Annotated in this window: 21 protein-coding genes; all 21 read right to left on the bottom strand. The window is 37.7% G+C overall.

Annotated features, from left to right (window positions below; genetic code table 11):
- Positions 1–126 precede the first annotated feature (126 nt).
- Entirely contained in the window at positions 127–747 is a 621-nt protein-coding gene (locus tag GM661_RS02940) for a hypothetical protein (protein ID WP_230868671.1), read from the bottom strand.
- The gene (locus GM661_RS02935) at positions 740–1,378 is read right to left on the bottom strand and encodes an ATP-binding cassette domain-containing protein (protein WP_230868670.1); all 639 of its coding nucleotides are present in this window, start codon (positions 1,376–1,378) and stop codon (positions 740–742) included. The genes GM661_RS02940 and GM661_RS02935 overlap by 8 nt, the downstream gene beginning before the upstream one ends.
- A gap of 98 nt (positions 1,379–1,476) precedes the next feature.
- Positions 1,477–2,331 (bottom strand): YitT family protein, encoded by an 855-nt coding sequence (locus GM661_RS02930; RefSeq protein ID WP_230868669.1) that lies wholly within the window; start codon positions 2,329–2,331, stop codon positions 1,477–1,479.
- A gap of 2 nt (positions 2,332–2,333) precedes the next feature.
- Positions 2,334–3,095, bottom strand: a complete 762-nt coding sequence (locus tag GM661_RS02925; protein WP_230868668.1) for a WecB/TagA/CpsF family glycosyltransferase — start codon at positions 3,093–3,095, stop codon at positions 2,334–2,336.
- Positions 3,073–4,185, bottom strand: a complete 1,113-nt coding sequence (gene csaB, locus GM661_RS02920; RefSeq protein ID WP_230868667.1) for a polysaccharide pyruvyl transferase CsaB — start codon at positions 4,183–4,185, stop codon at positions 3,073–3,075. Before csaB ends, GM661_RS02925 begins: the two co-directional genes overlap by 23 nt.
- A gap of 36 nt (positions 4,186–4,221) precedes the next feature.
- Positions 4,222–6,165, bottom strand: a complete 1,944-nt coding sequence (locus tag GM661_RS02915) for a DUF5693 family protein (RefSeq protein WP_230868666.1) — start codon at positions 6,163–6,165, stop codon at positions 4,222–4,224.
- Positions 6,166–6,217: 52 nt separating this feature from the next.
- Entirely contained in the window at positions 6,218–6,886 is a 669-nt protein-coding gene (locus tag GM661_RS02910; RefSeq protein WP_230868665.1) for an LmeA family phospholipid-binding protein, read from the bottom strand.
- Positions 6,883–7,999 (bottom strand): peptide chain release factor 2 gene (prfB, locus tag GM661_RS02905; RefSeq protein ID WP_230868664.1). Its coding sequence is split into 2 segments (ribosomal slippage): positions 6,883–7,926 and positions 7,928–7,999, totalling 1,116 coding nucleotides; the frame shifts between segments, so codons are not numbered across the junction. Before prfB ends, GM661_RS02910 begins: the two co-directional genes overlap by 4 nt.
- Before the next feature lie 5 nt (positions 8,000–8,004).
- Positions 8,005–10,557: a preprotein translocase subunit SecA gene (secA, locus tag GM661_RS02900; protein ID WP_230868663.1), complete on the bottom strand. Its 2,553-nt coding sequence runs from the start codon at positions 10,555–10,557 to the stop codon at positions 8,005–8,007.
- A gap of 219 nt (positions 10,558–10,776) precedes the next feature.
- Positions 10,777–11,814: a [FeFe] hydrogenase H-cluster radical SAM maturase HydE gene (gene hydE, locus GM661_RS02895; protein ID WP_407929634.1), complete on the bottom strand. Its 1,038-nt coding sequence runs from the start codon at positions 11,812–11,814 to the stop codon at positions 10,777–10,779.
- Between the two features lie 508 nt (positions 11,815–12,322).
- Entirely contained in the window at positions 12,323–13,663 is a 1,341-nt protein-coding gene (gene gdhA / locus GM661_RS02890; protein ID WP_230868661.1) for an NADP-specific glutamate dehydrogenase, read from the bottom strand.
- A 486-nt stretch (positions 13,664–14,149) separates the two neighbouring features.
- Positions 14,150–14,710 carry a ribosome hibernation-promoting factor, HPF/YfiA family gene (hpf, locus tag GM661_RS02885; protein WP_230868660.1) on the bottom strand — a complete coding sequence of 187 codons (561 nt, stop codon included), beginning with the start codon at positions 14,708–14,710 and terminating at the stop codon, positions 14,150–14,152.
- A 186-nt stretch (positions 14,711–14,896) separates the two neighbouring features.
- Positions 14,897–15,097, bottom strand: coding sequence for a cold-shock protein (locus GM661_RS02880; RefSeq protein ID WP_205739435.1), 201 nt, complete (start codon positions 15,095–15,097; stop codon positions 14,897–14,899).
- Between the two features lie 146 nt (positions 15,098–15,243).
- A complete protein-coding gene (locus GM661_RS02875; protein ID WP_230868659.1) occupies positions 15,244–15,975 on the bottom strand; it encodes a ComF family protein in 732 nt (243 codons plus the stop codon).
- Between the two features lie 4 nt (positions 15,976–15,979).
- Entirely contained in the window at positions 15,980–16,603 is a 624-nt protein-coding gene (locus tag GM661_RS02870) for a sigma-70 family RNA polymerase sigma factor (RefSeq protein WP_230868658.1), read from the bottom strand.
- A gap of 131 nt (positions 16,604–16,734) precedes the next feature.
- Positions 16,735–17,214 carry a D-glycero-beta-D-manno-heptose 1-phosphate adenylyltransferase gene (gene rfaE2 / locus GM661_RS02865; RefSeq protein WP_125988030.1) on the bottom strand — a complete coding sequence of 160 codons (480 nt, stop codon included), beginning with the start codon at positions 17,212–17,214 and terminating at the stop codon, positions 16,735–16,737.
- Positions 17,211–18,191, bottom strand: a complete 981-nt coding sequence (locus tag GM661_RS02860) for a bifunctional heptose 7-phosphate kinase/heptose 1-phosphate adenyltransferase (protein WP_230868657.1) — start codon at positions 18,189–18,191, stop codon at positions 17,211–17,213. Before GM661_RS02860 ends, rfaE2 begins: the two co-directional genes overlap by 4 nt.
- A 26-nt stretch (positions 18,192–18,217) precedes the next feature.
- Positions 18,218–18,754, bottom strand: a complete 537-nt coding sequence (locus GM661_RS02855) for a hypothetical protein (RefSeq protein WP_230868656.1) — start codon at positions 18,752–18,754, stop codon at positions 18,218–18,220.
- 10 nt (positions 18,755–18,764) lie between these two features.
- On the bottom strand, positions 18,765–20,759 hold the full coding sequence (locus tag GM661_RS02850; protein ID WP_230868655.1) for a phosphodiester glycosidase family protein: 1,995 nt from the start codon (positions 20,757–20,759) through the stop codon (positions 18,765–18,767).
- Between the two features lie 107 nt (positions 20,760–20,866).
- Positions 20,867–21,193 carry a rod-binding protein gene (locus tag GM661_RS02845; protein WP_125988022.1) on the bottom strand — a complete coding sequence of 109 codons (327 nt, stop codon included), beginning with the start codon at positions 21,191–21,193 and terminating at the stop codon, positions 20,867–20,869.
- A gap of 15 nt (positions 21,194–21,208) precedes the next feature.
- Complete coding sequence (locus GM661_RS02840) at positions 21,209–22,342, bottom strand: flagellar basal body P-ring protein FlgI (RefSeq protein ID WP_230868654.1); 1,134 nt, start codon at positions 22,340–22,342, stop codon at positions 21,209–21,211.
- Between the last annotated feature and the right edge of the window lie 5 nt (positions 22,343–22,347).

Genomic DNA, 22,347 nt, shown 5'->3' with positions numbered 1-22,347 from the left:
TGTGGTGCACGACAAGGGAAACAAATATATCTGTTGATCTTCAAAGTTTATTCACCTAATATAAGTTCTTCTCCCTAAAAAGCCATTCTCCTCCCTATCAAGATAAGGTAATATTTAAAATAAGGACTAACCCAGCTTATGTTTCCAGAATAAAAAACGAGTGGAACTAAATATACCACCAGCTGTTATCAGGAAAAGAAAAAACAATAATGAAATATTAAAGTTCTGGTATTTTATAAAATTAAATCCTGTTAAATACTGTCCTATTATTACACAGGAATACCTGTAGATAAAACCACTCAACAGAAATACTGTTCCCAATGAAAACACATTAATAATAAAAGCTGTCAACAATAAAGGTAATCTTACCATCTTATTATTGCAGGATAGTTTATTAACCAGTTTTATTTCATACTGATATAAGATAATAAAAGTATCTATATATTTTTTATTTAGATAAACAAGTATCAGCGTTGAAATTAAAAATGAAATAAAAAACAGGAACTTTAAAAAAACAATTCGCTTAACAAGAAATATTAGTAGTGTTTCCAGAGCAAATGGTAATAAACCACTATAATATGATTCAATAAGATAATTTATATTTATTGCTGCTGTAAAGACCAGAATCAGCAGCAAATAATTTAACGAAAGGAAAACAAAAAAAGAAAGGGCATATTTCTTATTTAAAACTATACTTCTCCTGACTTCCTGCAGAATAAAGGCCGTTTCAGGTCTGGATTTAGGCATATGACCCCTTCTCCCTGTTTTGTTTACTGGTCAAAACCGGGCCTATTACCTTAACACCATCACCAGGTATAAGCCGCTGGTCAGAGCTGAGAAAGATAATTGTCAATGATAGGCTGTTTATCCCTTTTAAGAGATGGATAATACCCTGGGCATTTACATCATCAAGCATAATAGTTGGGTTCTCTACTATCACCACTGTTGGGAAATCAAGTATTGCCTGGGCAATATTTGCCCGGATTAATTGATGTTTCATTAACTCCCCAGGTTTCTTATCAAACAGCTTATCAAGCTCAAGTATATTTAATACCCTTCTAGCCCGATTGTTTATATATTTACTACTAAACCCCCTGATCTGCATAATATACCTCATGTTTTCTATAACTGTTCTATCTGGCAGTAGTATATTCTCCTGATAGACAACCCTTTTTTCAATGGGAAAGGGTTTGATCAAACTATCATTATTCAACCATCTAATAACACCATCATCAGGCCTGGCATTACCCATTATTAAATTAAATAATGTCTCTATATCTCTACTTTCCTGGTAATAAATATAAGCAAACTCACCACTCCTAATATAAAATGATAAATCACAAATGCCATTCTTACTTACCTGATTAAAGATCAGCATTATTACCCCTCCTCATTACTAGTATTGTTTAAAAGAAGGGATTATATCAGAAGACTAAAAGGTAATTTAAACTACCAGTGGACGAATATTCCTCTATTTTAAGATATCTCTTTAAATCCTTCACCAAGTACCTCATGGACATTTGTTATAATAACAAAGGCCTTCCTATCAATTTTGGATACCACCCTCTTAAGTTTGGCGACCTCAGTACGGGAGATAATACAGAAAAGGACATCTTTTTCATCACCAGTATAGCCACCATAACCATTTAAAATAGTAACACCCCGGTCCAGTTCGGACATTACCTCATCCTTGATTGCCTCTGGATTTGTAGAGATAATGAAAACAGCTTTACTAAAGCGCAACCCTTCCTGTACCAGGTCTATTACTTTGCTGTGTATAAAAATAGCAATTGCTGCATATAGTGCCACCTCAGCATTAAAGAATATACCGGCCAGTAAAACAACAATACCGTCTGCCAGGAAAATACTTTCTCCCACACTCAAACCAGTATAGTGGTTAATTAATTTGGCAGCCATATCTGTTCCTCCGGTTGTACCCCTGGAATTAAAGACAATACCCAGTCCTAGACCACCAACTATCCCACCGTAAATAGTAGCCAGCAAAAGGTCATGGGTCAAAACAGGTACTACTGGTTGAAACAGATCTATAAAAACAGCAAAAGTAATCATACCATAAATAGTTCTGATGCCAAAAGATAAGCCCAGAACCTTAATTACAGCAATAAACAGCGGTATATTCAAGACTAAAGTCAGTATACCAACAGGAAATTCAGTCAGGTAATAGATTATAGTTGCCAGTCCACTTATACCACCAGCAGCAATACGATTAGGGATTAAAAATATAACCAGAGATAATGCCGCCAGGGCTGAACCTACTGTTATACCAAGAATATCAAATAAAAGACGTTTTATCTTTTTCTTTTTCTTCATCTTTACCTCCTGACCTTGGCCAGCAAATATTCTTTAAAGACCAGTAATACAAACCTGGGCAAAGCCATCATTCTCCCGATTCGGGAAGGTTCCTGGATGAGCCGAAATAACCATTCCAGACCCAGCGTCTGCATCCACCGAGGAGCCCTTTTTACCTCATCAGCTAGTACATCAAAAGAACCACCTACTGTCATCGCAACCTTTACCTTTAAATTAGCTAGATTATCATTAAGAAATCTCTCCTGTAAAGGAACACCCATCCCGACAAATAATATATCAACATCAAGACCATTGATCTCCTCTATCAGCCAGAAAGTTAAAGCAGGGTCCAGATAACCATGGTGAGAACCCGCTATCTTTAAACCTGGAAAATTGTTTTTTATCTTACTCAGGGCCTTTTCCAGAACAGAGTCCTTGCCTCCCAGAAAAAAAACCCGGTAATCTCTTTCCTGGGCCAGTTTCAGTAATTTACCCATCAAGTCAAAACCTGCTACCCTTTCTTCCAGGGGGAGAGTAAGGATATGTGAAGCCAGCACAACACCAGCACCATCTGGAACACTTAAATCTGCCCTGTTTAATATATCAGCAAAGCCTGGGTTATCATAGGCCATAACAATCATCTCTGCATTAGGGGTCACAATCATATATCTTTTATTATCATGAGCATTAATGTATTTATCTACTCTTTTTACTGCTGTTTCCATCTTTATTTGATCTATCTGGACACCCAAAATTTCAATTTTATGATCTGTCAATAGAATCATCCCCCAGTAGGCCAAGGGCAAACTCTGTATTCCATAAAGCCTTTTTACGTAACCGAACAAGCTGTCCCTCTATAACAAGGTTAAATTGTTCAGTATTGGACAAAACAGTCTGGCAGACCCGTTTGAGGGTATCTCCATTAAGTTTATTAATATCCATACCAGCAGTTATTCTCAAGCTCTTTAAAAGACTGTCAACTTTGGGGTCATAGCTAATAGCCACAAATGGTATCCCCTGAATAAGTGAAAAAATCAGAGAATGAAGCCTTACACCAAGCAAAAAATCTAATTCCCCAAAAATAGCTATCATTTCTAGTGGTGTATAATCACCACTTAAGATATTAACTTGACCATCCAGTAGTTCCAGTAATTTTTCACTAACAGTCAGGTCATAGGCTGGGTGCATCGGTATTATTAAAACCTCCCCATCATTGACAGCAGAGAGTTCTTTAACAGCTTTAGCTATTTCCTTTAAATAACCCTCACCAGCCCACGGCCTAACGGAAATACCAATCAGCTTACTATCAGCCTTAATACCCTCCTCTGCCAGAAGCTCTCTCCCCTGTATCTGCTTATTATCTCCAGGGGATAAACAAAAAACAGGGTCTGCTGTTACAGCTATATCCTTTCCCTTTAAGCCGAGCCCTATTAAAAAATCACGAGATTCCTCATCACGCACTGTTACAAGGTCAACCTTTTTAATTATCAAGGCTGCCAGTTGGCGGTATAGTTTGCTTTTTATCGGCCCGATACCCTGTCCAAACAACATAGTCTTCTTCCCCAGTAAACTAGCCAGCATAAGCTGGCCAAGGTAGAAGGGAATACTCTTCCAGCCCGTAACATCCTGTAAGAGACTACCACCACCGCTGATAAATAAATCACAGGATTTAATCTCCTTGAAGACTTCTCTGTAATTATTTCTTTTTACAGCCTTAACCCCATACCTAGCAGCAGTCTTTTGAGGAGCACCTGATAGCACAACTATTTCCAGCTGATCAGCCAGTTCTCTAAAAGAAATCAGCATCGCATTTAAAACTGCTTCATCACCCATATTATCAAAACCATAATAACCAGAGATAACTATCTTTGCCACCTTTACTCACCTCTTTCAGACTCCAAGATAATAACCCTAAGCAAAGCGCTTTACAAGATATCTAAAGCTAGATAATAAAATATATCCTAATAATAAACCAAGCCACAACCCATGAAAAACCCTGATAACAGTAATTAAAAGTGGTGTATGGATATGTGAAAATGAATTCAGAACAGTAATCTGTCCAATTGAAGCCAGTAATAAAAATGGATAAAACAATAATTTATTCTTAAACTCCTTAACCATTCCTAAGGCCAGCACAAGAAAAGGATGACCGATAAGAAATTCTTTAAACCTCGGCCGGGCAATAAGTAGTTTTTCCAGAGACTCACGGAGGTGTAACTCTATCCCTGACACAGGGAGTAAGGGATAATTACCTGTACGACCTATATAAACAAAACCACCTACAGCAAGCACAAATAATAATACCAGGTGTTTAAGTTTAAGATTATAATCTAACAGCCTGTTCAGTTTCTCCAGGAAAGAACCCTGCCTATCGTTAAACCGATAATCTATTGTCTTAAAATAATAGAATGATATTAAAATAAGCGGTAGCACAAAAGCTAATTTGACACCAACAAATTGATTTATTTTTAAGACAAAACTGGTATGGGCTAAAGAAGCAGTCAAAAAGACGCCTCCAAGCAAGGAAATAGCCGCTGTCTTCAAAAATTTAAGCAACAAGCTCTCCTCCTCTTTATTGAGGACTTGTGTAACTACAGCCAGTGTGGGGAAAATAATAGCACTTGCCAGAGCCAGTACTTTACGTAAGAAAATCCCTCTGCCTTTATAAAAGAGTAAGACCTCAACTATAATAACTAAACCCATCATCAAGTATGACCACTTTAAAATATCCTTATTAATCAAATATCCCAGTAAGATTATACCAGCAACAGTAATACCCAGACCAATCAATAATAAAGCTAAGAAACTATTTTCATAATCCCTATAAAGTTCTGCCTGACCAGGCAGATAGCCAGCTGTTTTCAGCCTGACTGCAAGGCTGGCAATGAACTCCTCTGTTAGTTTATCGGGCTTTTTATTATCTTTCTCTTTTAGGAATGGTTTGAGGTATAATAATCTGACATTTCGCTCCTTAACAGCTCTGTAATACCTATTTACTATATTATCCAGACTGTATTTAGCCTGATTACTATCCATCTCAGCCTGTTGAATACTATGTACCCTCAGTAATCTATAATCAAGTAGATGGGCCAGGCTTGCTGCACCTGCCTGCCTGGCAATAAAGGGTTCAATCATACCAAATATTATATCATGATCTAACATAAGATTGGCTGTTTCCCTGATCCCCTCTTTACTACCCTCCTGATAACCAGTTACCTCTGTACCATTAAAAATGAGATACCGGGGAGAATAATCAGCCAGTAGAGCCAGTTGTTCCTTATTTGTCAATTTATTATTATCTATTCTGGGGACTATTTTTAATCCAGCCTTTCTTATTTCTGTGATTAGTCCCTCTTCAAAACCAATTCCTAAAGAAAGGTATTTATCATGCCACTTTTCAAAGAAAACAAGTAATTCATCCCCTGCCAGCAAATAATCAAGCCCATACTCTTCTTGCCAGGAAGGCAATCTATCCAGAAATCCCTTAATTAATGAACTACTGTCAATATACAATACTGCTGAATCCCTGCTAATTTGAAAAGACTCCATTAATAGATTGGTCCTACCTGAAATAACTCCAGCTCTAATTAATTCATTACCCTTAATTAAATTAACCCTATTAGTATTAACAAGCTCCTTGATTGTATCAGGAAGGACTGCTACAGCTGTAAGACCTGCCTCCTTTAATTCCCCCAAAAATTTTATTTCATTGCGGTCTAAGGAAGCAAGGGCCTTATAATCCATTATCAATTCTACACCATTACTGGAATTATCTATCTTATATCTGCCATAAACACCCAGCAGAGATACAAATAATGCCAGTATAAAAATAATTAGCAAAAATTTTTTCCTCATCCACCTTACCTACCTCTCACCTTAATACTTAAATCAAACTGTTATGGACAATTTAACCATCGTTAGCTATAATAATCTGACCTTCTTCAACTTTAACCTTATCAATTTCAAGTGGAAAATTAAGCTGATTTAGATCCAGGGTAAAATAGGCATCTTCAATATATTTACTAAGCAGATTTACAGGGATATTAACCCTTTCAACCTTCATTTCTTCCGGCTGAAAAACTACTTTATTCTCTTCATTTTTAACTAAAAAACCACCAGTTATCCTGAGATTAAGGCTGGTATTTAAAAAAGGAACCTTTCCAACCAGGAGAACCTGATCAGGTTTCAGGGAAATCTTCAGATCAGCCAGGTCAGGGGATGTATGCTTAAGGTAATTATTTAAATCATCCTCTGTAATAAGTATTCTGAGATAGGTATTCTCCCCCTCAAAGGTATTTCCCTTTAAAAGCACATCCCTATACTTTACATCTAAAGACCTGATCAACAAATCCTGATAAACCGGTTTTTCCGCAGATATCTCCACAAAGTCTATCTTACCAAGCAAAATCTCCATTGAGGGAAAAGAAACCAGCTCAATATCAAGTTCACCTATTTCCTCTACCTGAGATAAAATAATCTTGTTTAGTTTTCTCTCCGCAACAACAGGTAGCAGTAGTTGGGCAGCCAGTATTAGTATTAAAAATAAGAAAATATACTTCCAGGGTCTTTTTTTCATTGCCCGCTCCCTTCACCAATTCTATCAGTTAGAAAGGCCTCTATAAAATCATCCAGATAACCATCCATAACCTTCTTGACATTACCTTCTTCCAAACCAGTGCGGTGGTCTTTGATCATATTATAGGGGTGGAAAACATAAGAGCGTATCTGATTTCCCCAGGCTATCTCCTTATGTTCTCCCCTCAATTCAGCAATCTTCTCGGCCTGCATTTCTTCCATCAACTCTATTAAACGTGACTTAAGAATAGTCATCGCCATTTTTTTATTCTTATGTTGGGAACGTTCATTCTGACACTGTACTACAAGACCTGTTGGTTGATGGGTTATCCTGACAGCTGAATCTGTTTTATTAACATGCTGGCCACCAGCACCACTGGCTCTATAAGTCTCAATCTTGAGATCATTGGGCTCAATATCTACTTCCACATCCTCATCTATCTCAGGCATGACGTCAACTGAGGCAAAAGAGGTATGGCGCCTGCCTGATGAATCAAAAGGAGAGATACGGACCAGGCGGTGCACACCGCGCTCACCCCTTAAATAACCATAGGCATAATCACCAGCAATAAGCAGTGTTACACTCTTAATACCAGCCTCATCCCCTGCTAAAAAGTCAAGTATTTTTAGGTCATAACCATTACTTTCAGCCCACCTGCTGTACATCCTGAGCAGCATCTCAGCCCAGTCCTGAGATTCAGTACCACCTGCACCAGGATGGATTGATAGAATAGCATTTCTATCATCATACTTACCACTCAACATCAGCTGTAATTCTAATTTCTCCAGCTCTCTCTCCAGGAGATCAATCGTCTCATTTAACTCACTACTTAACTGTTCTCCCCCATCTTCAGCACTCAACCCCAGGAGGAGTTCCCCCTCATCAAGTTGTTCTTCCAGTGAAACAAACTGTTTGATGCGGTTTTTGATCCTGTTAGCCTTGCGAGCAGTTTTCTGAGCCTCGGCAGGCTTATCCCAGAAATCAGGTCTGCTCATTTCCTCTTCTAGCTTTCCTTTCTTCTTCATTAGACCAGCGAGGTCAAAGTGCATCCCTCAAATCATTTAATTTATCTCTAGCCTCATTAAGTCGAAAGAGTATCTCATTTTCTGCCATCTTTATTACCTCCCACAACATTTTTTATATTTTTTCCCACTACCACAGGGGCAGGGGTCATTTCTACCGGGTTTCTCTACCTTAACGACAGGTTGTCTTTTTTTATCCTGCTCCCTGCTGCTTCTTTTCCCCCGACCAGAGGACTGTTCACTACTTTTTTGATACTGCAAATTATTCCTCTCAATCCTGCTTAAATCAGGGGAATCATCCCTCAGTTCAAGTCTAAAGAGATTTTTAATAATATCCTCCCTGATAGAGCTTGTCATTTCATTGAACATATCATAGGATTCAAATTTATACTCGGTCAAGGGGTCTTTCTGTCCATAAGCCCTTAGTCCTATTCCCTGCCTGAGTTCATCCATATTATCCAGATGATTCATCCATTTCCGGTCAATAATCCTGAGGGAAATAAACTTCACTAGATCCCCCATTACTTCACTACCAATCTCTTCTTCCTTCTCCTGATAAACCCTCTTTGCTCTAGTACATAGAAACTCCTCTATTTCAGCCTGGGACATATCTTTTAAGTCAGCTGGTTTACAGTCCAGGGATATATTATGCTGCTCAAAGTAATTAATCATCCCACTAAGGTCCCATTCATCAGGGTGAATCTCTTCCGATATATATAATTCTATAACATCCTCTATGACCTTTTCCAGCATCCCCAGAATAATATCCTTGAGGTCGTCAGCAAATAAAACCTCTCTCCTCTGTTTATATATTATTTCCCTTTGTTTATTCATTATATTATCATATTCCAGAATGGTCTTCCTTATTTCAAAATTGCGACCCTCAACAGTCTTCTGAGCCCGTTCCAGGGAACGGGTTATTAGTTTATGCTCAATAGGCTCACCTTCATTCATGCCCATTTTTCCCAATAAACCCTTAATATTATCAGAACCAAAAAGCCGCATTAGATCATCTTCCAGTGAAACATAGAACTGTGAAGAACCAGGGTCCCCCTGACGCCCCGAACGTCCGCGCAGCTGATTATCTATCCGCCGGCTTTCATGCCGCTCTGTTCCCAGGACATGTAGACCACCTAATCCTTTAACACCCTCACCAAGCACTATATCTGTCCCTCTACCGGCCATATTGGTTGCAATGGTAACACTCTTTCTCTGTCCGGCATCCTTAATGATATCTGCCTCTCTCTCATGATTTTTGGCATTTAAGACATTATGTGTTACACCTCGTTTTTTTAGCCTCCTGCTGAGTTCCTCTGATTTGTCAATATCTACTGTCCCAACAAGAACAGGTTGTCCTTTCTCATATAATTTTACTACCTCTTCTACAGCCGCTCTAAATTTCTGTTCTTCAGTAGCAAAAATTAAATCAGGCATATCATCCCTGATCATCGGCTCATTAGTAGGTATTACTACTACTTCCATCCCATATATCTTGATAAATTCCTCTTCCTCTGTCTCAGCAGTCCCTGTCATTCCGGCCAGCTTATCATACATACGGAAATAATTTTGATAGGTTATACTGGCAAAAGTCTGGCTTTCTTTATTAATCTGAACGCCCTCTTTAGCCTCTATTGCCTGGTGTAAACCTTCACTAAAACGGCGCCCCTCCATAACTCGACCAGTAAACTCATCTACTATCTTAACCTCACCATCTTTAACAATATAGTCACGGTCCTTTTTCATCAGGGTGTAAGCCTTTAAAGCCTGGTTTAATTGATGAGTTAATTTAATGTGTTCTTCATCATATATATTGGAAATATTAAGGGCCTTTTCTATTCTCTTAGTCCCCTCTTCAGTAAGGTGGACCGACCTGTTCTTTTCATCCATTTCATAGTCTTGATCCCTGACTAACTTAGGAATAATCCGATTAAATTTAGTGTAATCCCGGGTAGATTCCTGGACAGGACCAGAAATAATCAAAGGGGTTCTGGCCTCATCAATTAAAATACTATCAATCTCATCAAGGATAGCATAATTTAATTCACCCTGGACAACATCTTCAGGCCTTAAGGCCATATTATCCCGTAGATAGTCAAAACCAAATTCATTATTTGTTCCATAGGTAATATCACAATTATAAGCCTCCTTCCTCTCAGCAGCAGTCATTCCATTTAAAATAACCCCTACTGATAAACCGAGAAACCTATAAATCTGCCCCATCCATTCACTATCCCTTCTGGCCAGATAGTCATTAACAGTTATGACATGAACCCCCTTACCAGTCAGGGCATTTAAATAAACAGGCAGGGTAGCTGCCAGGGTCTTACCTTCACCTGTTTTCATCTCAGCAATCTTACCCTCATGTAATACTATCCCACCTATCAGCTGTACATCATAAGGCCTGAAACCCTCTTCTGTAGAACGCTGAGCTGCCTCTCTGACAACGGCAAAGGCCTCCGGTAGCAAGTCATCCAGGGTTTCGCCTGCTGCCAGGCGTTTTCTGAATTCAGTGGTCTTATCCTTTAATTCAGAGTCAGTCAGTTTTTTAATCGACTCTTCCAGACCATTAATCTCATCAACAATGGGTTGTAAACGTTCTAATTCCTTTTGATTAGGATCTTTAAATATCTTTTTAATAAGATTTAACATTATTTATTCATCACCCTTAAAATATATTTTTTACCATCTTTTTGTTAAACCTGTACATCTATATTGTATAGCAAAATCCTTAAATATTCAAAAAAAAATCAGGGTATCTTAACCCTGACCATCTCTACCTATACAGCTTTAATTATAACACCAAACACCCCAAAACTCAATAAGACTATTTACTGCGATATAACCACAAAAAAATAAATATCAAAATAATTATATGTACAGGCTGTCTCCCCGGTCAATTGCTACTATTCTACCAAGAGAATTTATAATACCACCAATACACTGCCTGCAATCAGCTGCTTTTTCTTCAATACATATCTTGGCAGGATAGATTTCATAGCGAGAGCGGTATTTAGATGCAGTGATATTAGGCATAACTACATTTGCACCAGCCTGCAGCGCTTTCTGCCGACCGTAGTTATCAATAGAACCAAGTGCTGTAGTTGCCGGTAAATGGCTTAAGGGTAATAACAATCTGGTAATCGCCAGTACTTTCAGTGTCATCTCAACAGTACCTTTGTTTTCATCTTTTAAAGGTGTTTCTTGATGTGGTATAAAAGGACCTATGCCGATCATATCCATTTTCAGCTCTTTAAACAAGAGAATATCTTCAGCTAATGATTCCTGGCTTTGACCAGGTAAACCAATTATATTTCCACTACCAGTTTGAAAGCCCAATTCTTTCAGAAAAATTAAGCGTTCTATTCTATCTTCATATTTCATTCCTGGGTGTAATCTTTGATATAAATCTTTATCTGCAGTTTCATGTTTTAAAAGATATCTATCTGCCCCCGCCTCCTTCCAGAGCCGGTAATCATCAAAACTTCGTTCTCCAACACATAGAGTTATAGCTGTATCGGCCTTAGCCTTGATTTCCTTTACAATATAAGCGATTTTTTCCGCATCATAATCATCTTCTCCTGATTGGAGTACTATAGTCTTATATCCCAATTTCACTCCTTCAAGGGCTTGAGTAATAATATCTTCAGTTTTTAATTGATATCTTTTTAAAACATTATTCCCTTTTCTTAACCCACAATAATAGCAATCCCGTTTACAGTAACTAGAAAATTCAATTATACCACGTAGATGTACATCATCTCCATGGTATTTTTTTCTAACCTTATCGGCCTGTTGATATAGATATTCTAATATTTCCTCTTCCTCTATTTGTAGCAGTTTTACTATCTCATTTTTGGACAATTCGTTCTCTTGAACCGCCTTATTAATAATACTTTTTATTTCCAGCATTAGTAACCCCCTCTTATCTTATATTAGCTATCTTCCCGGGGCAATAAACTTTAGTATAAAAATTTGAGTATTAGATTTGGATAACAGGGGTTAAAACTTTATACCCCCCTGTCTTCTTTAATTTAACCCCACACATAAATTATAATAATACAAGTAAATATTTAATACTCATGGATAAAGTATAACATATTTTATTAAAATTGTGCAAGTTTTCACATTAACTCTTTAAATATAAAGCCAGACTATACTATCTAAAAAAATCCCTTTTTTGCTATTTTATTATCATATACCAGTTTATTCTTGATAATTTATATATTTCCTTTAACTGTAAATCCACTGTTAAAGTCCTATTTCTATATGTTCATATTTATGAGCATTTTTGCCAAGTCTCTCACTCCTCATTATAAAAACATGAATACCATCAATAGCTACTACTTTTGACTGTATATAAAAAGAGGGCCAAAAGACCCTCTACTAATTTTTGATTTTTTATTGTGATTATAGTTTATACTATACCCTGATCTAACATGGCATTAGCAACTTTAAGAAACCCAGCAATATTGGCCCCAGCTACCAGATTGCCTTCCAGACCATAATCTTTAGCAACTTCACTGCTGGTATTATAAATGTCAACCATAATATTTTTTAGTTTAGCCTCCACTTTTTCAAAACTCCAGGAATCCCACATGCCATTCTGGGTCATTTCCAGTGCTGAGGTAGCTACACCACCTGCATTAGCAGCCTTTGCCGGCACAAATAGGACATTATTTTTCTGATAGACCTCAATAGCTTCCGGGGTAGAAGGCATATTTGCCCCCTCTCCTACAGCTATAACACCATTTTTAACAAGGGTTTTAGCTGAATCTTCATCTATCTCATTCTGAGTAGCCGAAGGAAGGGCAATATCACACTTTATTGTCCAGATACCCTTACTACCTTCGTGATATTCGGCAGAACTATGTTCTGTAACATACTCTTTAATCCTTTTCCTCCCTACTTCCTTAATACATTTTACTGTCTCCAGATTAATACCAGCAGGGTCATAGATATATCCATTGGAATCACTTAAGGCAATAACCTTCGCTCCCATTTCCTGGGCCTTTTCTGTAGCATAGATGGCAACATTACCAGACCCTGAAATAACAACATCTTTACCTTCAAAAGAATTCCCGTTATCCTTTAGCATCTCTTCTACAATATATACAAGGCCATAGCCTGTTGCCTCAGTCCTGACCAGACTACCGCCCCAGTTCAGACCTTTACCAGTCAAGACACCTGCTGCAAAGGAATTTGTTATCCTCTTATATTGTCCAAAAAGATAACCTATCTCCCTGGCACCTACCCCAATATCTCCAGCCGGAACATCAGTCTTATCCCCTATATGACGGTAAAGTTCTGTCATAAAGCTCTGACAAAATCTCATTACCTCCATATCGGACTTACCTTTAGGATCAAAATCACTACCACCCTTACCCCCACCAATCGACCGTCCTGTCAAGGCATTTTTAAAAATTTGTTCAAAACCTAAAAATTTAATAATCCCTATGTAAACAGAAGGGTGCAACCTCAAACCACCTTTATATGGACCGAGGGCACTATTAAACTCTACCCGAAAACCCCTGTTCACCTGTGTTTTTCCATTATCATCTACCCACGGTACCCTGAAAATAATTTGTCGTTCTGGCTCCACAATCCTCTCCAGTATTCCGGCCTCTTTATAAATAGAATCACGTTCAAATACTGGTTCCAGTGACTCCAGCACCTCTTCAACCGATTGGTGAAACTCAGGCTGGCACTGATTTCTCTGCTTAACTTCAGTCAAAACCTTTTCCAGATAACTATTCATAACCATCCACTCCTAGACTATTTTATAATTATACTCCTTAAATTTATTCTTGATAAAAATGAAATATCCTTTTCGCATTGCGAAAATTTGCAGCGGCCCTCAATGGGCTAGTGTAAGCTATCATTTCATAATATAAAAAAGATGTCAGAATTAAAATTACTACTACACTATCATAAGCCAGACAAATATGTTTGTTGTACGACTCTAGAAATTATCCGTAGGCAGGACGCTAAAGGAGAATTTCTCGACAGTAAGCGGAGGTAGGACACCGCAGCGCAACCTCAAACTGTTCTTGTGCGCTCTGCTTAAATACGGAGTACCTGTGGTGCACGACAAGGGAAACAAATATATCTGTCGGTCTTCAAAGTTATGAATAATTTTTAAATTACATAATTTTCTACTTAAACAATAAAAAATACCAGCAGTTATATAAACACTAAACTGCTGGTATCTATTATATTCTCTAAAATTGTAAATATCCTTTATTTAAAAAGCAGGCTCAATCAACCCATAATTACCATCTTTCCTCTTATAAACAACATTAACTTCTTCAGTCTTAGCATTGGAAAAGACGAAAAAATCATGACCAAGTAGGTCCATCTGCATAGCTGCTTCCTTAGCATCCATTGGTTTAATAGCAAATTTCTTGGTCTTTACTATATTAGGTTCATAATCATCTTCTTCAAAACCATTATTTAAGATCTCTTCTGTTCTTTCTTCTTTATATTCTTCCCTTAATTCCTGTTTGCGTTCAATCATCTTTTTCTTAATCTTTGTTTTATATTTACGAACCTGGCGTTCTAATTTCTCCAGAACACCATCAATCGAAACATACATATCATGGGTTTCCTCTTCTCCTCTAAGTATCAGACCATCAATATAGGCAGTAACTTCCACAATGTGCCTATCTTTTTCAACCTCAAAAGAGATATGTGCCTCAATAGGTGCTCCCTGAAAATACTTACTCAACTTACTCACCTTTTCAGCGGCATAATCCTTTAAAGCAGGTGTAACATCGATATGTTTTCCATAAGTCATAATCTTCATCCTACCCACTCCTTTCTTCTCTTATATAATTATTATTCGACAAAAAGTCAATAGATTCCTTCCTTAATTATCTATTATTTTTTTATGTTTTTAGAAAATTATTCATTTTTCGAAAACTAAGCAATAGAAAAAACCCTGATTACAACAGTAACCAGGGTTGAGTTGCTATATTATAAGGTTCAACCTTTATAATTTAACAACATTTGAGGCTTGTGGGCCACGGTCTCCTTCAACAATCTCGAATTCAACGTCCTGGCCTTCCTCTAAGGTCTTGAACCCTTCATCTTCAATAGCAGAAAAATGTACGAATACATCGTCACCATCTTCTCTTTCAATAAATCCATAACCCTTTTGTGCATCAAACCATTTTACTTTACCTGAAAAAATCATTCTAGTGCATTCCTCCTAAAAATTTCTTTAAATGGGTCCACATTTAAATTGATTTTTAACCCATCAATTTTACTATATCATAGCCAGCAATATCTGTCAAACATTTTCCGTAACTATGTAGGTATGTAGGTATTGATTACTTACTACTGACCGGAAGCCAGGGTTAAGACATATACTGGACCACTATCCCCCTCATTCTTCAAAACCCTGGCAGCCTCATTAACAGTAGTCCCTGTTGTCATAATATCATCAAGAAGTAAGATGCCTTTACTGGAAAGTTTAGTATTAGTATCAAGAGTAAAACAGCCCCTGATTACTTCAGAACGTTCAATAGCACTCAAACTATAAAGTGGTTTAGTAGCAATTTTCCTCAACATTACGTTTTTCAGAACAGATAAACCGGTTTCGTAAGCAAGTTCATCAGCCAGTAATTCAACCTGATTATATCCCCTCTCCGTAAAACGTTTTTTATGTAATGGTATTGGTATAAGATAATCTATCTTCTCTTTGCCATAATAATACTGATAATACATAGCCAACAGCTGTCCTAACGGCTTACTTAAGCTGGTTTCCTGGTAATACTTGAATTTTATTAACAAAGTCCTGATTACACCCTTATAGAGGGTAATACTCCGGGCATAATCAAAAGAAAGATCCTGCTTGCTACACCTTTCACAATAATTTTTATCTTCACCAAGATTTTTACCGATTAAAGCCCTACCACAATACTGACAATAATTCTCTATAAAACTCATCCCGGCTAAACAATCCGGACAAATACCTTTTAACTCAGAAGACTTGTAATAACTACCACAATTAAAACAGCGCTCTTCTACAGGAAAAATAAGATCCAATACCCGCTGCCAGAAAGACATAAAACTATCCCACCAGGTCCTGCATATTATAGTGTTCCCTTATTTTCTCAATCTTTTTTCGAGCCCGCTGTAAAGCATTATCAACAGCCTTAATATTTACCTCAAGGTTTACTGATATCTCCTGATATGACCTGTTTTCAAGATACTGCATAAAAACCTCTTTCTCCAGTTCAGTTAGTTCACTATCTATAATCTTAAATAGTAGTTTCAACTGTTCCTGATAAATAAACCTTTCTTCCAGGTTATCTTCATTATTAGGGAGTATCTCCCTGAAACTGCGACTCCCTTCCCCATAATCAATCGTCTTATCTATGGAAGTAGAATTGTTTAAGGGTATATGTTTCTGTCTGTTAGCTCGTTTTATTGCTGAAACAAGCTGCCGGTGAATACATAACTGAGCAAACCCCCGAAAGGAAGCCGCTCTATCTGTCCGATAGTCTCTGACAGCCTTATATAATCCTACCAGGCCTTCTTGAATCACATCTTCCCTATCCAGTCCCTTAATAAAAAAATACCTGGCTTTAGCATAGACTATATCCATATTATTATTTATCAATAACTCAATCGCTCTCCGCTCACCATCCTGCGCTTCTTTAATTATTTCCTCTTCTCCCTGTTTCCCATACATTAATACCACCTCAGAAAAAGAAAATTATTTAAAAAAATGTAAAACCCGGTCTAACGGTAATTCCAGATAAACTACTGTCCCCATTACCAGTAAAATAAGCAGTATAAATAATAAAGTCTTCTCCCACTTTTCTAGCATTTTTCCATTTCCTTAATCTCTTTAATAATATCGGTTGTTGAGCGTCCTTCTACTAACTTAATAAACTTAACACTGATATCATAATCCCGGATAACCGGCCATTCTGGTAGACCCTTTAATGTATAATCCCCGCCTTTTACATAAGTATCTGGCCTAACATTTTCTAATAAATTAGCAGCTGTTTCTTCCGTAAAAATAGTAACATAGTCCACTACCTCTAAAGCAGCTATAAGTTCTGCCCTGTCATCATCACAGATAATAGGCCTACTGGCCCCTTTGATCTTCTTTACTGAGCTGTCACTATTAACCCCAACAATTAAAATATCACCTTCCTTTTTAGCCAGTTTAAGGGTTTGCAGGTGACCAACATGAAAAATATCAAAACACCCATTTGTTAATACTATCCTCTGCCCGCTTTTTTTTAGGTCACTTACCAGTTCACTTAATTTATTGAATTTTATTATTTTTTTCATTGTTTTTTGAGTTCCTCCTTAAGTTCAGCAGGATTAACAGTGGCCACACCGGCCTTACGCACTACAATACCTGCTGCACAATTTGCCAGTTCCATGGCCTGGTATATATCCAGTCCTGTACATAAAGCAAGCAGAATAGTACCGACTACAGTATCACCTGCCCCGGTCACATCAAAAACCTCCGCATAATTGGCAACAGGGATGTGTTTATAATCACCCTCAGCTGTAAATACTGTCATCCCATCACCACCCTGGGTTATTAAAAGATAAGTAGACTGCATCCTGTTTATTAATTCCAGACCTGCCTCAACAACCTCATTCTGATTTAACAAACAACGATCCAGGGCCTGTCCAGCCTCCTCCAGATTAGGAGTCGCAAGGGAAACACCCTGATAATCCAGCAGATCATATCTACTGTCTACCACAGTAAATTTATCATAACTGCCAGCAAGTTCCACAATCCCCTGTTTAAGCCTATCTGTAAAAAGCCCTAATCCATAATCAGATATTAAGATACCATCATATTTAACAATCTCTCCACTTATAAAATCCAATAAGGAATTTTCTATCTCCTTACTAATAAGTGTTTCATCAAAGTGGTCGATCCGGGCTACCTGTTGTTTAACAACCTGATTTCCCCCGGCAATAATTCGTGTTTTTACTGCTGTAGGCCTGTCTGGACTAGTAATCAAACCATTAATATCCATCCCCTGTCCCTGCAGAACACATAATAAGTCTTCACCAGTCCTATCCCTGCCAATAACACCTGCCAGGCTTACCATTCCCCCAAGACTGGCTATATTGCTAGCAGCATTAGCACCACCTCCAGGTAAGATATCCCTCTCCCGATGTCGTAGTATTATAACCGGGGCTTCCCGGGAAAGGCGCTCTGGTTCACCTATTATAAATTCATCAGCTATAATATCACCTATAACCATTATTTTCTTGTTTTTGAAAGAATCTATTGCCTCAATCATATCTCACCTCTAAATTGTATACTCTTCTAAAGTGCTACTTTAAGACCAATATTTAGACAATTATTATCTGTTTCCCAGTAGGAATTACCTACACCCAGTGTAAGGTCTATTACAGTAGAGAGGGGGATTATAACCCCTCCTTCATAAACCCATCTGTCACTTCTATCAAAAAAATAGTCTATATCTAAATAGAGTTTGTTCTGATTAAAGTAATAGGAATTAGCAGAAAGTCCAATTCCTTTACCCATTTTCATATTATCTAATTCCAGGGGAAATGAAAAATCTAGTCCAAGATTATACTTCTTTCTTTTGAGAAATTTAATCCTCCAATTTCCCTCCAGATTAAAATCATCCCCATCATAAACCAGTTTATAAGCCACTGTATTTATCTCATCGAGGTAATTATCCAGCGATATTTTTAAAAACTCTACATCACCAAAATCCCCTGAGACAATATAATGAATACTATCAAAAGACAATAGGTTAATACCAACAGCCTGTCCCTTACCTATCAAAAGAAATACTATCATTATAGTCAACAATATCGTAGTTTTAAACCGCATCCTGCTCCCCCTATCTATTATATCTGAAAATTATAGCATTACTAATAAGACGTTTTGCTGAGGGATTATTCATTGTAAAACCCCTGACAACCATCCTGGCAGAACTACCACCATCAAGATTCATTCCCTCTTCAACTCCATGACGCTGCATGAATTCAGCCAGTTCCTCCAGGGTAATACCAATACTTAAAGAAGGCTGTCTCCCGTCGACTGTAAATACCAATAGATGCTTATCATTACTGAGCCCCAGTGCAGTCCTCGGTGCTCGGCCATAGGCTATATCATTCTGGAACTCCTCCTCGTGAGCGGTAATAAACACTTTTCCTTCCTTAAGGAGCCGGGGTCCTCCACCCAGGGCAGACACAATCGCCAGATCCTGCAATTCTGGTGAAAAATCTTCCCTATATTCTACTCTATCACCAAGCTGAAATTCCTCTAATTTTGTAACAGCACTACCATGAGCCTGAAAAACCATTCCCTGATCAGGTATTTCTGTCCTATTACCTTCCTGATGGGTATTAACAGCTTTGATAAGATCATCAATTACCAACAGCTCAATCATACCAGCGCCCAGTTCAGGTGCCTTTTCACCATAATATTTATTATAGACTATCAATTCATCTTCCCCAACATAGCGGTTAACGCCATTAACTAAACAACTGTTCCCAGCTGCCTTCTGTAGCACCGCCTGCCAACCACTTTTGGCTAATAAGATATCATCATTAGTAAAGATTACAGCCGTTCTATCCTTAACAGGCTCACTCACTGTAACCCCGTCTTTAATTAATAAACCAAGTGGTCTACCAGTATAAGAAAAATAACCACCATTAACCCCTGCCAAAGCATTCCTTGACTTTACTATTTCCATCAGATCTGCAGTAGCCTGTACCACACCACCTGCCAGGACAGGTTCAATAATATAAGCTGTTTTTGTCAGGTCAAGGTCAAGAATACTTATGACCCTCGGCCCCCACCAGGTCAATTGATATATTTCTTTATAATTGAGACCCCGCTTTACTTTAGCATCAATCCTGACTCTTTCGATAACAGCTGGAGTCAAATCAATAATCTTAAAATCAATAAGCTGATAGTTATTTAAATCACTTAAAATAGTTTGATAATTTTTACCAGAACCGGCTTCTTTTAAGAGTTCTCTGGTATTAAAGGAAACCTTAATTAGCTTATTATTTCTCTCTAACACAATACCATCAGTAAGCTGAACTGCTTTACTTATTTTCGATATCATCCTATCATCTTCAATACCCTGATAAGACGGTAAATATATAAAATCACCCTTTTTATTTATAATTTTAGATAATAAATTACTCCTAGTGATAACCGCCTGGGATTTTAACAGGGCCTCCAGCCTGCTTTTATTAAACAGATATAAATCATGATATAAATCCTTCACTTCATTAGAAACTAAAACTGTAATAAGCTGATTTAACTCTACTTTATTATATATATTAATTTTATTATTATAAAGTGCGTATCCAAGAACACCGGGATAATTTTTGCCTTGATACTTCACTCCTTCAATAAGCTCTATAGAACTGGCCGAAAAGATATTATCCCCTTCTACATCATATATATTGATCATCTCTACAGGTTTTTCTTCTCTCAATATCCAGGTGCTATAGCCCTTATTCTCCAGTTCAGGTGCCAGTGCTTCAGCAGCAGACCTGGCCGACAAACGACCAACCCTTACCTTAAACCAGTCCCCCTCATTCAGCAAAAACACATCTTGAAAACCGGCCATTACCAGATCATTAAAAACCGTCTCAGCCTTCAATTTATCAAAACTGGCAAAAACCTGTACCTGATAAATATTATTATCAATTTTACCAGGGCGCATCAGGTAAGTTTGTGAGCCCTTCAGAGTTACCGTATTATTACTCCCTGGCTCTACCAGAACCATATTTTTGTCCGGCAGTAGCCAGATATACTCCTTACCCTCCTTCAGACTAATCGATACTTTTTTGCCATCCCTGATAAAATTTTCCATATCACTAGAAAAAAAATCACCCTGGACACCTGCAGCAAAAATTTGCAGAAAAAGAATAAATAATATTAGAAAACCTACTATCTTCTTGATAGTAATTACCCCCTTTCCTAATTCCCCTGCTGCAGCTGCTCATAAAGGGCCCGGCTTAGATTATTAAAGGTATTCTGCCTGGCCCCTGCTTTACTGTACTCATCATCAAGCATATCTGTAAAGACATCTTCGGAAAACCCACCATCAATTAGTGATGATTCTGGTACTGTTTTCCGCATGGCCTTAAACATCTGTTTCATGAGAATAGAAGTAAACTCATCAGCTAATTCTTTCAACCTGTCATCCCCTGTATTCACTTCAGAGTTACTCTCAATTCTCTTTAGATCATTATCAGCCACTGTCCTCTGATAATGATCTGTTAGTTCAACACTATTAATATTCATATCTAATACACATCCTTAAATTAGTTCTAATTCAGCATGTAGGGCACCAGCTGCTTTTATCTGTTGAAGAATAGCAATAATATCCCTGGGACTTGCACCAATAGTATTTAACGATGTTACCAAATCCTGAACAGTTCCCTGGGCCGGTAATACTACTAAATGGCCACCTTCTTCTTTAACTTGTATATCAGTATCTGTAGTAACAGTTGTCTCACCTTCACTAAATGGATAAGGCTGTGATACCTCTTCATTAGTTGAAACAGTTACTGTTAAATTACCATGGGCTACAGAAATAGTTGATATCCTAACCTTATGCCCCATTACAATAGTTCCGGTTCTTTCATTAATAACAACTTTAGCATCCATACTGGACCTAACTTGCAGATTATTAATTGCAGTAATAAAACTAACCAGATTGTTTTTATATTTAGCAGGCACCTGAACCTGAATCTGACCTGCATCAACCGCATCTGCTACTGGCATACTCCCATATAGGTACTGAAAATTATTATTTATCGCCTTGGCTATAAAATCAGCAGTTTCAAAGTTTGGAGTATCCAGGAGAAAAGAAAGTTGGCTATTATCTAATTCAATGGGTAATTCTCGTTCAACTATAGCCCCATTTGGTATTCTTCCTACAGTAGGATGATTCTGCCTGACCCGATTACCACCACCTGCCTGTTCATTAAAACCACCAATAGAAACCGGCCCCTGAGCAACAGCATAGATATCACCTGTAGCAGCCTTTAAAGGTGTCATCAGCAGTGTACCACCCTGTAGACTGTCTGCATCACCCAATGAATTAATTGTCACATCAATAGTATCACCAGCATGGGTAAATGCAGGCAGTTTTGCTGTAACAATAACAGCAGCCAGATTACCACTTTGTATTTCATCAGCATCAATATCTAAACCTAAATTTCCTAGCATATTTGCTACCATTTGAATGGTGGCCTGACTACGCCTACTATCTCCACTACCTGCCAGGCCAATAACAATACCATTACCGATTAGTTGATTATCCCTAATACCTTTTATCCTGGTTATATCCCCAATATTCACCACTGGATCCAGATAAGAAGCAGCCCCCAGGGGATAAACTATACTAACTATTATTACTAATACTAAAAATATTACCTTAGGTCTCATCCATA

This window comes from Iocasia fonsfrigidae (genome assembly GCF_017751145.1).
Taxonomy (GTDB): Bacteria; Bacillota; Halanaerobiia; order Halanaerobiales; family DTU029; genus Iocasia; species Iocasia fonsfrigidae.
The sequence above is the reverse complement of the archived record's forward strand: the minus strand, read 5'-3'. Positions and strand labels throughout refer to the sequence as shown.

Excerpts from the sequence above, each read along its gene's own strand:
- GM661_RS02940 (WP_230868671.1), bottom strand. The coding sequence starts at position 747 with ATGCCTAAATCCAGACCTGAAACGGCCTTTATTCTGCAGGAAGTCAGG.
- GM661_RS02935 (WP_230868670.1), bottom strand. The coding sequence starts at position 1,378 with ATGCTGATCTTTAATCAGGTAAGTAAGAATGGCATTTGTGATTTATCA.
- GM661_RS02930 (WP_230868669.1), bottom strand. The coding sequence starts at position 2,331 with ATGAAGAAAAAGAAAAAGATAAAACGTCTTTTATTTGATATTCTTGGT.
- GM661_RS02925 (WP_230868668.1), bottom strand. The coding sequence starts at position 3,095 with ATGATTCTATTGACAGATCATAAAATTGAAATTTTGGGTGTCCAGATA.
- GM661_RS02915 (WP_230868666.1), bottom strand. The coding sequence starts at position 6,165 with ATGAGGAAAAAATTTTTGCTAATTATTTTTATACTGGCATTATTTGTA.
- GM661_RS02910 (WP_230868665.1), bottom strand. The coding sequence starts at position 6,886 with ATGAAAAAAAGACCCTGGAAGTATATTTTCTTATTTTTAATACTAATA.
- secA (WP_230868663.1), bottom strand. The coding sequence starts at position 10,557 with ATGTTAAATCTTATTAAAAAGATATTTAAAGATCCTAATCAAAAGGAA.
- gdhA (WP_230868661.1), bottom strand. The coding sequence starts at position 13,663 with ATGAATAGTTATCTGGAAAAGGTTTTGACTGAAGTTAAGCAGAGAAAT.
- hpf (WP_230868660.1), bottom strand. The coding sequence starts at position 14,710 with ATGAAGATTATGACTTATGGAAAACATATCGATGTTACACCTGCTTTA.
- GM661_RS02875 (WP_230868659.1), bottom strand. The coding sequence starts at position 15,975 with ATGTCTTTCTGGCAGCGGGTATTGGATCTTATTTTTCCTGTAGAAGAG.
- GM661_RS02870 (WP_230868658.1), bottom strand. The coding sequence starts at position 16,603 with ATGTATGGGAAACAGGGAGAAGAGGAAATAATTAAAGAAGCGCAGGAT.
- rfaE2 (WP_125988030.1), bottom strand. The coding sequence starts at position 17,214 with ATGAAAAAAATAATAAAATTCAATAAATTAAGTGAACTGGTAAGTGAC.
- GM661_RS02860 (WP_230868657.1), bottom strand. The coding sequence starts at position 18,191 with ATGATTGAGGCAATAGATTCTTTCAAAAACAAGAAAATAATGGTTATA.
- GM661_RS02855 (WP_230868656.1), bottom strand. The coding sequence starts at position 18,754 with ATGCGGTTTAAAACTACGATATTGTTGACTATAATGATAGTATTTCTT.
- GM661_RS02850 (WP_230868655.1), bottom strand. The coding sequence starts at position 20,759 with ATGGAAAATTTTATCAGGGATGGCAAAAAAGTATCGATTAGTCTGAAG.
- GM661_RS02845 (WP_125988022.1), bottom strand. The coding sequence starts at position 21,193 with ATGAATATTAATAGTGTTGAACTAACAGATCATTATCAGAGGACAGTG.
- GM661_RS02840 (WP_230868654.1), bottom strand. The coding sequence starts at position 22,342 with ATGAGACCTAAGGTAATATTTTTAGTATTAGTAATAATAGTTAGTATA.